This is a genomic window from Luteitalea sp. (assembly GCA_009377605.1).
Taxonomy (GTDB): Bacteria; Acidobacteriota; Vicinamibacteria; order Vicinamibacterales; family Vicinamibacteraceae; genus WHTT01.
The window spans coordinates 41,622-51,701 of record WHTT01000044.1 but is presented as its reverse complement, the minus strand read 5'-3'; the positions used below and the strand labels follow the sequence as shown (position 1 = coordinate 51,701).

Here is a 10,080-nt window from a genome sequence, read left to right as displayed (position 1 = left end):
CCCACGTTACACGAGCCTGCGAATAACATAAAGTACTAATCGGACGATGTACTAGTGATCTCGTGGATCATCGGATGTTCGCGATACAGCGCGCTGTCAGATTCTTTAGGTGAGGCTCAGCCGGTATTCCGGAGCCCGGCGGCGATGCCGTTCACGGTGAGCAGCACGACCCGCCGCAGGGCCTCCGGATCCTCTGGCTGCGGTGCCGTTGCGCTTGGTGCGCCATGGTTCCGCACCCGACGGAGACGCCTGAGCAGCGCCACCTGGATGTAGTTCATTGGATCGATGTAGGGGTTTCTGACCTTGATGGCGCGCTGGACCCAGCGCTCGTTGTCGAGCAGGTCTCGCTGGCGCGTGAGCCGGAGGATCGCAGTCTCTGTTCGCTGGAATTCTGCGGCAAGCGCCGGCCACACCAGCTCGCGCGTGGCTTCGTCCGCCAGCCTGGCGTAGACCTGGGCAATGAGGAGGTCGGCTTTACGCATCGACATCTGCGCGTTGTCGATCGTCGTACGAAAGAACGGCCATTCGCGATACATCGCACGCAACGTGGCCCAACGCGTGTCATCGTCACCGGCCCATTCGGTGAAGGCCGTGCCGAGGCCGTACCAGCCGGGCAGCGTGACACGGCACTGCATCCAGGCGAACACCCAGGGGATCGCGCGGAGGTCTTCGAGACGCTCGGTGGCTTGGCGGCGGGGCGGCCGGCTGCCGATGTTCAGGCGGCCGATCTCGTCGATTGGCGTCGTCTCGTGAAAGTAGCGCAAGAGGGCGGCCGCACCCACCAGCTCGCAGTACGTCTGCTTGGCGATTGGTGACAAGGCGCTCATGGCCTGTTCCCACTCGCCGCCCCGCGAACGCAGCCCGAGCCCGCGCTGCGGCTTGGGGGGCGTCCCCACTTTCCTCGGGCCCGATGTGAGGAGCACCGCGCTCACGATCTGTTCCAGATGTCGATGGGCGATGTCGGCATTGGCGTACCGATTGGTGATCACCTCTCCCTGCTCGGTGAGCTTCAAGCGTCCTCGTACTGAGTCGGCGGGCTGCGCGAGAATGGCACGGTTGGCCGGGCCACCTCCGCGCCCCACTGATCCACCGCGCCCGTGAAACAGCGTGAGCGTGACGTCGTGCTCGGCGCACGTCTTCGCGAGCGACCGCTGGGCGAGGTGGAGCTCCCAGTTGGCCGAGAGGTAACCGGCCTCCTTGTTCGAGTCGCTGTACCCAATCATGACCTGTTGGGCTCGGCCGCGGCGCTCGAGATGCGCCGCGTAGGCCGGATGCGCAAACAGGGTGGCGAGGATCTTGGGTGCGCGGTGCAGCGCGTCGACCGTTTCGAACAGCGGCACGATGTCGACGTCGCTGGCGCAACCGGCCAGCGTCGCGAGCCACAGTACGCCGAGCGCGTCGCTGGCGTCCGCGGTCATGCTGACGACGTAGCTGTCGATGGCGGACGTCCCGAGCTCGTCGTGCGCGCGGGGGATGAGGTGAAATGGTGCAACGACCTCGCGGGCTGCCTCGCTGAGCTTGTCATCGGCGAGAAGAGCCGGCCGGGGCTCCGCCAGCTCCCGCGTCAGCAGCGCGATCCTCTCGGACTCGCCGAGCGAGCCGTAGTCGTTCGCGAGGTCGAGCTGCGCGACGAGCTCCGTGAGCGCGGCCGTGTGTCGCGCCGCGTGCTGTCTGACGTCCAGCGTGGCGAGGTGGAATCCGAAGATCTCGACCTGGCGGATGAGCGTCGCCAAACGACCGGAAGCCAACCGCCAGCCGCCGGCGTGCTGCTGCAGGCTGTGCTGGACCAGCCGTAAGTCGCTGAGAAACTCTTCGACCGTGCTGTATTCACCAGGCACACGCGCCCGCGCTCCATGCCAGGTCTCGGTATTGGCGCGTGCCGTGGCTTCGAGGCGGTCGAAGACGAAGAAGAGCTTCTGTCGATACGGCTGTTCTGGATAATGGGCCGCGACCATGCGTGCGCGCTCGGGAAACAGCGCCGCGTCTGCCTCGAGGCTGGCTTTGAGAGCGGGTGAGATCTCGTAGCGCAGCCTGGACGCTGTGAAGTGCCCATGCATGCGATCGAGCGCCCGCCGATACAGCCTGAGCGCCATGGCCTTGTGCTCGCGCAGCGCCTGCTCGGTGACCTCCGGCGTGACGAAGGGATTCCCGTCGCGATCGCCGCCGATCCAACTTCCGTAGCGCAGGAAGATGGGGATGTCAAAGGTGGCGTCTGGCCAGGCATCGGCAAGGGCCAGCTCGAGCTTCTCGTAGATCTCGGGGACCTGATCGAAAAGAGTGCTTTCGAAGTAATACAGCCCATTACGGACTTCGTCGAGAACGGTTGGCTTCGTTGTACGCGTCTCTTCGGTCTGCCACAGGGACGCGAGCTCTTCCCGCAATGCCGTCCAGGCTTGTGCCTCCTGGTGCGGCGTGAGCCGGACGAAATCGAAGTCGCGGAGGATGTCGCTGATCCTATCGAGCTTGGCGAGCACGGCGCGGCGAACCGCTTCGGTGGGGTGTGCTGTGAGCACCGGCATGATGAGGAGGCCACGGAGCAGCGCTTGCATCTCGGATTCGCTCACGCCCGCGTCACGCAATCGCATCACCGCCTCCGCGACGGTCTCATCCATGGGCTCGTTCTGCTCGTGCGCGTGTCGCGCGCGGCGATGCAGCACACGAACCCGCTCTTCCTCTTCCGCGAGGTTGACGAGCTGGAAGTAGGTCGCGAATGCTTTGACGACGCCGTGCGCGCGGTCGAGAGGGAGGCCATCGACGAGCGCTAGGAGGCGTTGGCCTGCTGCTTCATCACGGCTCCGATGGGCTTTGGCCAGGTGCCGGATCTCTTCGACCAGCTCGAAGAGCGCCTCTCCCTCTTGTTCCTTGATGGTGTCGCCGAGCAGATCCCCCAACTGATGAATCTGCTCGCTCAAGCGATCTCGCTCTTCTTCGACGGACATCTCACGAGGATTGTAGCGCCACTAGAAATCCACCCGCGCTCCGACCAGCAGTGTGCGCGGATCGACAGCGGCGTTGATTTTGTTGAAGTTCGAGCCGTTGGTCAGATTGAAGTTCGTGACCGCGTTGGAATTGGTGAGATTGTAAAGGTCCACCATGAGCTTCAGTCGATAGCGCCCAAGGTCGAACGCCTTGTCGAGCCGTACATCGATCAACGATACGGTATCCGACCGGTTGTCGCTGATATCTTCGACGAAGAACACCTGCGTTCCGGCGTTTGGCAGGTTCACGTTGATCAGGCGGGACCAGGCCCAGCCACTCTGGATACGCCAGTTCAGAGCCACGCCAATGCCGCGAGGAAGCTCGTAGTTGCCCAGAAGGCGCCCCTGCCAGTTCGTGCTCTCCTGCCGGTTCGAAACCTCGGGAGACACGTTCTGGAAGTAATCGATGCCGAGCGGGTCGGAGACGAGCGGATTGTTGCTGGCAACGTTGTTCCGCAGCTCATCGCGCCACTGGTAGTCGAAGCTGCCCTGGAGGAACAGGTCTCGCGAGATCCGCTTCGTGAACGCCACCTGCACCGTGTCGTAATCGTAATTGCCGCCGCCAACCGACGCGGGGATGTTCATGATGGCGTTGTTGACCTCGCCCTGCAGATCATCGGGGATGTCGAGGACAGTGAAGACCCGCGTGCCTTCGACACCGCCGTCGAAGCTCTGCAGCGTGACCTCTTGTGGCACTTCGATGACGAACTGACCCTCGCGTGCGACGTTGATCGTGTCGAAAGCGTCTCGCGTCATCTTGCGGACATACGCCACCCTCAGCGATGATTCGCCCCAGAACTGCCGCTCGAACGATGCGCTGACCTCGTCGCTGTATGGCGTTCTGAGATTGGGATCCAGCGTCGTCGAGCTGCCGCCCGCCGATGCGACCAGTGCACCGAGCTCTGCCGGCCCATCGTAGAGCCGGTTGCCGTTGAGATCGTTGAACCTATAGTCGCGGCGGTCCGTGCCGCCCGGATTCACATCCTCCAGGTTGTCGGCGAAGTTGTGGTAGTAGCGTCCGTAGAACGCCTTGATGACGGACCTGCCATCGCCGAGCGGATCCCAGCTCACACCGAGCCGCGGCACGAGCTTGCTGCTCGTCAGCAGCGTCCGTCCGGGCGCCACCTGCTCGTCGAAGACGTCCGAGAGCACTGGTGTCCGGATACCGTCGCCGTAATACGGCTGCTGGCGCTCGTAGCGGATCCCCGCCGTGATCGTGAGCCGGCTCGTTGGGCTCCAGCGATCCTGAAGAAACAAGGCGATGCGCCGATTGCCATCCTCGGCGCTGGTCCACGCGTCGCCGAACGTCTCGAATGTTCCGACGTCGACCAACCGGATTTCGTCGACCGCGCCATTCCTGTCGCGATAGAGAATCGGCCCTGAGTTGCCGTTGTTCCCGAGGTTGGATCGGTCGTCCAACCACTCGAAGCCGGCTTTGAAGTCGTGGTTGCCTGCCTTCTCGGGAAGATAGTACGTCGTGGAGAACGTGACCTGCGGCTTGGCGCGATCGAAGGTGAACGCGCCATCTGGGTCACCCGCCAACCAGCCCGCGCCAGTTTGCACGTTGGTGCCCGTGTCGATGCGAGACGGGCTCGACTGCCAGTCGACGGCCGGTTCCATCGGCCAGCCGAAGCCGAACAGGCCGACCTTGATGTCTGTGAACAGGCGATTGGTCCACACGCGTTGATGCTGACCGTTGTACATCCAGGATCGGCTGTCCTGCGCCAGGATGGAGTCCGGGCCAATGGTCGCAGAGAGACCGCGCGTCGGCTTGTACTTGCGGCCCCACTGGTAGTAGCCGATGAGCGTGTCCTTCTGGCTGGCGCGGAAGGTTCCTTTCACGGTGACGTTGTCGAAGATTGCCAGATCCGTGAATTCTGGCTCGACGCCGGAGATCGCCTTGTCGATGGTGAAGTGGTTGTAGGCGCCATAGAACCACGCGCGATCGCGCTCGATGGGCCCGCCAAGATCGGTATGTCCCTCCCAGAATTTGAGGTTGGGTTGCCCCGTGAAGTCTCGCGCCTGCGTCCGGTCGTCGATGTTGTTGTCGACGAACCGCCTCCCCTCGTAGGTGATCTGATTGAGCGAGCTGAAGGTGTTGCCGCCGCTCTTGATGTTGGTCACGACGGCCGAGCCTGGCGTGTTCATGGAGACGTCTGCGCCGGAGGCGCTGACCGACATTTCCTCGTGCGCGAAGAAGTCCTGGTAGAAGCCCGCGGCGTTGTCGCCCTCGGTCGTGTCCACGCCCTCGGTGACCACACGATTCTGGCCGCGGATACCGAAGCTCTCGTACCCGAGCTGCTGGCTCTTGTGGCTGCCGCCCACGTCGAAGCCGAGCATGCGTACGCCCGGCGCCTGTCCAAGCACGGCCCAGACGTCGGTTGCCGAGGGAATCGCCGCCAGCTTCTGAGCGGTGAACTCCACGCCGACCTTCGTGGATTGGAGGTCGACCACCGGCGATTCGCTCGACACGGTCACTGTTTCTTCGAGCGACGCCACGTCGAGCTGCTGATCGACCGTCAAGGTCTGGCCAAGCGCCAGCACGATGTTCTCGCGTTGAACAGTGGTGAAGCCGGAGAGCTCGAAGGCCACCGTATACCTGCCTGGCGGCAGGGCGGCGAAGCGATAGGTCCCATCGAGCTCTGAGACCGTAGCCTGTGCCCCGATCAGCGCCGGAGACGTGGCTGTGACGGTAACACCCGCAAGGACGGCGCCTTGCGTGTCTCTGACGGTTCCGACGAGCCGACCTTGATCGAGCTGTGCCAGCCCTGCTGCAGGCACGAGCAGGAACAACGGAGTGGCCAGCCACACCAGTATGAGGTGTCGTGACATACGGATCCTCCTTCAAGGACAAACCGAAGCTCGTCAGATCGCAGGTGGCCCCGAGACCGTGACGGCAAGCGCTCGCAACCGGTAGGTGTGCCAATTGTAAGGGGAAAAGGGTACCCGGTTCCTTTTCACCCGCCTCGGCGTTAAGATGGATGATTGACCCCTAAGCCAAGGAGGCTGGAGGGGTGGGCAATTGCAGGAGAGCGTCGGGTGGACGTCAAACTGCTCACCGATTACGAGAACGCGCAGATCCGCGAGCGGCAGTCGCTGCCGGAAGAATATCTGAGCCTGTCACCTGCCGAGATGGACTCCCGCATCGCTGCGGCGAGGGCGGCGCTCGGTGACCGTCTCGTTATCCTGGGGCACCACTATCAGCGAGATGAGGTGATCAAGTTCGCTGACGTGACCGGCGATTCTCTCAAGCTCTCGCGCGAAGCCGCCAGCCGTCAGGCGGCCGAGTTCATCGTTTTTTGCGGTGTGCATTTCATGGCGGAGAGCGCAGACATCCTGGCGGCGCCGCATCAACGGGTAACGCTTCCGGATCTTGCTGCCGGCTGCTCGATGGCCGACATGGCCGAGATCGACCAGCTCGAGGTGTGCTGGCGGGAGCTCAGCGAGCTGGGCATCGACGATCTGGTCCCCGTCACGTACATCAACTCCTCGGCGGCCATCAAGGCGTTCGTTGGTGAGCGCGGCGGCGTGATCTGCACCTCGAGCAATGCGGGCGCGGCGTTGCGCTGGGCGTGGGAACAGGCCGCGCGCGTCCTGTTCCTCCCTGATCAGCACCTTGGAAGAAACACCGCCTACAAAATGGGGGCGCCGCTCGACGAGATGGTCGTGTGGGACCCCAACGAGCCTTGGGGCGGTCTTGCGCGCGACGAGGCAGCTAGGGCGCGACTCTTCCTCTGGAAGGGCCACTGCTCGGTTCACACGAGGTTTACCGTCGCGCAGATTCAGAACATTCGGAAGCGGTACCCGCAGGCGCGCGTGATCGTGCATCCAGAGTGCACCTGGGACGTCGTCCAGGCGGCAGACGACTGCGGATCGACGGAACACATCCTACACGCTGTGCGTCAGGCGCCGGCCGGTACCATTTGGGCCGTCGGCACCGAGATTCACCTCGTCAACCGCCTCGCCAGGGAAGTGGCACCGGAGCAGACCGTCGTCACCCTCGATCAGTTTGGCTGCCTTTGCTCGACGATGTTCCGCGTCTCGCCGAACCACCTCCTCTGGTGCCTCGATAGCCTGCTGCAAGGCACCGTCAAGAACCACATCGTCGTGCCCGAGCCCACGAAGCATTGGGCGCGGGTGGCGCTCGACCGCATGTTGGCGATTCATTAGGTCCTTGGTCCTTGGTCCTTGGTGCGCCTGAGCATTCGTTGAGCTCCGATACCGATGGCGCCGAACCGTTGCACCGATAGCCCTAATCGACTGTCGCCGCACCAAGGACCACGAACTAGGGACCAAGGACCAGGGACCAAGGACCTATCCGACTCCCACGTATCCCTCCCGCTCCAGATGTAAAAGGATCTGCTGCGCGGCTTCTTCCGGGCTCACCTCTGTCGTATCGATCGTGATGTCGGCATCGGCGGGCAGCTCGTACGGGTCCGACACGCCTGTGAACTCCTTGATGATACCGGCGCGGGCTTTTGCGTAGAGCCCCTTTCGATCCCGCCCTTCGCAGACGTCCAGCGGCGTAGAGACGTACACCAGAACGAAGCCGCCAACAGGCTCGATCATGCCCCGGACTTCCTTCCGCACGGAGTCATACGGCGCAATCGGCGCGCAGATGGCCAAGCCGCCGTTCTTCGTGATTTCGGAGGCGACGAAGCCAATCCGGCGAATGTTGATATCGCGGTGCTCCTTCGAGAAGCCAAGCTCCGACGACAGATGCTTGCGAACGAGATCGCCGTCCAACAGCGTGACAGGGCGCCCGCCCATTTCGAGGAACTTCACCAGAAGCACGTTTGCGACCGTCGATTTTCCGGACCCGGACAACCCCGTGAAGAAGATCGTGCATCCCTGCGCGTGACGCGGCGGATGGCGCCTCCGAAGCTCTGTGACGACCTGAGGAAACGTGAACCAGCCTGGAATGTCGCGGCCTTCGGCGAGCCGTGATCTGAGCTGAGTGCCCGAGATCGAAAGCGTTCGGGTTCCCTCGGGGACTTCGTCGCTTGGAACGTACTTATCGAGGTCCTCGACGTACACCATCTCCTTGAAGGGCACCATCGTGACGCCCAGCTCTTGCTCATGCGTCTTCAAGAGCTCTTGCGCGTCGTACGGGCCATAGAACGGCTTCCCTGAAGCATCCTTGCCCGGCCCCGCATGATCGCGTCCCACGATGAAATGCGTGCAGCCGTGGTTCTTCCGGATGATTGCGTGCCACACCGCTTCACGAGGCCCACCCATGCGCATGGCCAGGGGAAGCAGGGACAGCTTGACCGTGTCGTGAGGATACGTGGGAAGCAGCGCTTCGTAGCACCTGACCCGCGTGTAGTGATCCACGTCGCCCGGCTTGGTCAAGCCGACGACCGGATGGATCAGCAGGCTGGCTTCCACGTCTTTGGCCGCCCGTAACGTCAGCTCCTGATGCGCCCGATGCATCGGGTTCCGCGTCTGGAACGCGACGATGCGGCGCCACCCAAGACGAGCGAACTCCTTTCGGAGCTCCTCCGGCGTGTGCCGCAGGCCTCGGTAGTCATAGTGCAGGGCAGCCTGCACCCCTTCGAGGCGGCCGCCGATGTAGTACGGATGAGTCGAGTCGAGGAGATGGCGCACCCCAGGATGTGTGCGGTCTCCCGTGCCGAAGACCGCTTGTGCCTCCGCCTCGCGATCCGGCTGCCAGATGTCCTCGCAGGTCAGGGCGGCCAACATGACGCCCTCCGGGTCTCTTAGTGCGAGCCGCGCCCCTGGCTGGAGGCCGCGCGCAACCGCGTCCGGCACGTCGAGCGTGATCGGCATGGGCCAGAGCGTGCCGTCAGAAAGGCGCATCTCACTGCAGACGCGATCGTAGTCGGATCGCACCATGAATCCGGCGAGCGGCGAGAAGCCGCCGTTCAGGAGCAGCTCGAGATCACAGAGCTGCCGCGGCGTGAGATCCCAGGACGGCCAGTCGCGCGACTCGAGCTTCAGCTCGTTGGCTCTCTCGGCGTCTGCCACAAGGGCCGTCAGCTTCTCGCCGTGCGGTGCAATCAAGTGATCAGTGGACATGTGTATTCATCTACTCCTTTTACGTAGAAAACGGGGGCAGTTCTCGTGTTACGAAAGACCGAAAAGGTACCCGGTTCCTGTTCTAGGAACGCTGGAGGGACGCGGGCGGATCCGTCAGCTCGTTCATTCGTGCCGAAGCCCCAATCTGTGCCAGCTCTTGCAGTGCATTGGCATAAGCATGCGGTGCGCCGGCCAGGATCCCCTTGACCTTTGGAAACGGCTGGTTGAACTGGAGAGGAGCGCCGAAGACATCGCTTACGCGTCCTCCCGCTTCGGAAACGAGGAGGGCCCCTGCGCAGACATCCCATTCGTGCTTGGGGCCACGCGAGAATGTGACGGCCGCGCTGCCGCAGGCCACCTGCGCCAGCTTGTAGGCAATGCTGCCCATCGAGGTGATTTGCCACGCCGCCTCGAACGGCGCGAACTCGCCCGACCGGCATTCCGAGCGTGACGCCAGGAGGTTGCGTCCTTCCGCCGCACGGATACGCTGATGGTCCTGGCTAGCGTCAGCTGTGTGGACCTGCGTGAGAAACGCGCCGTGATCGCGGACGGCCCAGTAGGTGTCTCCTCGTGCTGGGTTGTGCACGAGCGAGAGCACCGGTTGGGCTTCCTCGACCAGCGCGATGGCGACGGCGTATTCGGGAATCCCGCCTATGAATTCCTTGGTGCCATCGAGCGGATCTACCACCCACAGCAGTTGCTGCGCGAGCCGCTCGGGAGCATCTGCCGTCTCCTCGGACAGCCAGCCAGCCGGCACGAGCGCCAACAGGCGCTCGCGGAGCAGCGCGTCCGCCTCGTGATCTGCACGGGTGACGGGGGACAGATCCGACTTGGTCGCGACCCCCAATCCTTCGGCACGCACGCCTTCAATACATCGTCCTGCGGCCGCTGCGGCCTCGATTACCGCCGGAACGAGATCTCGAAACGAGTTGTCATGCATCACATCTATCCTGGGCGACATTCTAGCAGGCCGCCGCCCGCGGGCCGTTCCCATTGACGCTCACGGCGCGTTCGGCGAACGCGTCCTACCCCCGTGGTAGGGCCGCTTCGCCGAGGCGGCCGT

The 10,080-nt window shown here is 63.5% G+C and carries 5 protein-coding genes; 1 reads left to right on the top strand and 4 read right to left on the bottom strand.

What is annotated here, in order from left to right:
* Window positions 1-116: 116 nt before the first annotated feature.
* The gene (locus GEV06_15690) at window positions 117-2,939 is read right to left on the bottom strand and encodes a phosphoenolpyruvate carboxylase (protein ID MPZ19337.1); all 2,823 of its coding nucleotides are present in this window, start codon (window positions 2,937-2,939) and stop codon (window positions 117-119) included.
* Between the two features lie 21 nt (window positions 2,940-2,960).
* Window positions 2,961-5,810 carry a hypothetical protein gene (locus GEV06_15685; GenBank protein ID MPZ19336.1) on the bottom strand — a complete coding sequence of 950 codons (2,850 nt, stop codon included), beginning with the start codon at window positions 5,808-5,810 and terminating at the stop codon, window positions 2,961-2,963.
* Window positions 5,811-6,110: 300 nt separating this feature from the next.
* On the opposite strand from GEV06_15685, the gene nadA reads away from it, so the two are divergent.
* A complete protein-coding gene (gene nadA, locus GEV06_15680) occupies window positions 6,111-7,148 on the top strand; it encodes a quinolinate synthase NadA (GenBank protein MPZ19335.1) in 1,038 nt (345 codons plus the stop codon).
* A gap of 144 nt (window positions 7,149-7,292) precedes the next feature.
* On the opposite strand, the gene GEV06_15675 is transcribed toward nadA, so the two are convergent.
* Together GEV06_15675 and GEV06_15670 are read right to left on the bottom strand one after the other, a co-directional pair.
* Window positions 7,293-9,017 carry a bifunctional sulfate adenylyltransferase/adenylylsulfate kinase gene (locus tag GEV06_15675; protein ID MPZ19334.1) on the bottom strand — a complete coding sequence of 575 codons (1,725 nt, stop codon included), beginning with the start codon at window positions 9,015-9,017 and terminating at the stop codon, window positions 7,293-7,295.
* Window positions 9,018-9,099: 82 nt separating this feature from the next.
* Entirely contained in the window at window positions 9,100-10,011 is a 912-nt protein-coding gene (locus tag GEV06_15670) for a 3'(2'),5'-bisphosphate nucleotidase CysQ (GenBank protein ID MPZ19333.1), read from the bottom strand.
* Window positions 10,012-10,080: the final 69 nt, after the last annotated feature.

Bases quoted from the DNA above. Each gene is read 5' to 3' on its own strand.
- GEV06_15690 (MPZ19337.1), bottom strand. From the start codon at position 2,939: ATGTCCGTCGAAGAAGAGCGAGATCGCTTGAGCGAGCAGATTCATCAG.
- nadA (MPZ19335.1), top strand. From the start codon at position 6,111: ATGGACTCCCGCATCGCTGCGGCGAGGGCGGCGCTCGGTGACCGTCTC.
- GEV06_15670 (MPZ19333.1), bottom strand. From the start codon at position 10,011: ATGGGAACGGCCCGCGGGCGGCGGCCTGCTAGAATGTCGCCCAGGATA.
- GEV06_15685 (MPZ19336.1), bottom strand. From the start codon at position 5,810: ATGTCACGACACCTCATACTGGTGTGGCTGGCCACTCCGTTGTTCCTG.
- GEV06_15675 (MPZ19334.1), bottom strand. From the start codon at position 9,017: ATGTCCACTGATCACTTGATTGCACCGCACGGCGAGAAGCTGACGGCC.